At 77.0% G+C, this 1,647-nt stretch carries 1 protein-coding gene; it reads left to right on the top strand.

Annotation, left to right across the window (positions count from 1 at the left end; all coding sequences use genetic code 11):
* On the top strand, positions 1-1,575 hold a 1,575-nt coding region (locus GTW67_RS32740; RefSeq protein ID WP_161168382.1), incomplete at its 5' end, for a cation-translocating P-type ATPase.
* Positions 1,576-1,647: the final 72 nt, after the last annotated feature.

Raw genomic sequence — 1,647 nt, forward strand, 5'->3', positions numbered from 1 at the left:
TGCACGCTCACCGAGAACAAGCTGCGCCTCACCCGGGTCGCGGGCACCGACGGCACCGTCCGCAAGGCGGGCGACCCGGACGCCGCCGGCACCGTACGGGTCGCCGCCCGCGCCTGCCCCCGGCTGAACGGCGACGGCGCCCGCCCCACCCACGCCACCGACGAGGCCGTCCTCGACGCCGCCGGGCCCGACCCCGAGTGGACGCAGGACGAGGGCCTGCCCTTCGAGACCTCCCGCGGCTACGCCGCCGCCGTCGGCCGGGACGGGGACGGCACGCCGGTGCTGGTGGTCAAGGGCGCCCCCGAGACCGTGCTGCCCGCCTGCGCCGGCCCGCCGTCGCACGCCTCCGAGGCGGCGCACGACCTGGCCCGTGCCGGGCTGCGCATCATCGCGGTGGCGAGCAGGCCGCTCGGGAAGGGGGAGCGGGCGGCCGACGTACTCGAACAGCCGCTGTCCGGGCTGGAGTTCACCGGGCTCCTCGCGCTGGCCGACGTGGCGCGCGAGACGTCCCCGGCGCTGGTGCGCGGGCTGCGCGAGGCGGGCGTACGGCCCGTGGTCCTGACCGGCGACCATCCGGGGACCGCCCGCGCCATCGCCGTCGACCTGGGCTGGCCCGAGGACGCGGTCGTGGTCACCGGGGACGAGCTGGCCGCGGCCGACCGCAGGGCGCGCTCCCGGATGCTGCGCGACGCGGACGTGGTGGCCCGGGTGGCGCCGGAGCAGAAGCTCCAGGTCGTGGAGTCGCTGCGGGACGCCGGGCGGGTCGTCGGCATGGTCGGCGACGGCGCGAACGACGCCGCGGCGATCCGTGCCGCCGACATCGGCGTCGGCATCAGCGCCCGCGGCTCGGCCGCCGCGCGCAACGCCGCGGACCTGGTCGTCACGGGCGACGACCTGCTGGTGCTGGTGGAGGCGGTGCGGGAGGGCCGGGCGCTGTGGCACAGCGTCGCCGACGCCATCGCCATCCTGATCGGCGGCAACGCGGGCGAGGTCGGCTTCGGCATCCTCGGCACGGTGCTGGGGGGCGCCGCCCCGCTGTCCACCCGCCAGATGCTGCTGGTCAACCTGTTCACCGACCTGTTCCCGGCGATGGCCGTGGCGGTGACGGAGACGGGGGACGCGGAGCAGGAGAAGGACGACGCGGGCGCGCCGCTCGGTACGGCGGTGCTGGGTGCGCCGCTGATCCGGCAGATCCGGCACCGGGCGCTGACGACGGCACTGGGGGCGACGGCGGCGTGGCTGTTCGGCCGCTTCACGCCGGGCACGGCGCGGCGTTCGACGACGATGGCGCTGTGCGCGGTGGTGGGTACGCAGCTGGCGCAGACGCTCGCGGACCGGCGGGGGAGCCGGCTGGTGCAGGTGACGTCCGTCGGTTCTGCGGCGGCGCTGGTGCTGCTGGTGCAGACGCCGGGGGCGAGTCAGCTGTTCGGCTGTACGCCGCTGGGGCCGGTCGCGTGGGCGGGGGTGGCCGCGGCGATCGCGCTGGCGCTGGCGGGGCAGCGGGCGCTGCCGCGGGTGGAGGAGGCGGTGGTGAGGTATTGGCCAAAGGTGGCGGAGGCGTTGCCTTCGGTGTGAGGGGCGGGGTGTCGGGGGTTGTGTGTCGGGTGCGGGGTGTCGGGGGCTGGTCGCGCAGTTCCCCGCGCCCCT

Origin of the sequence: Streptomyces sp. SID5910 (assembly GCF_009862125.1) — a bacterium.
GTDB lineage: Bacteria > Actinomycetota > Actinomycetes > Streptomycetales > Streptomycetaceae > Streptomyces.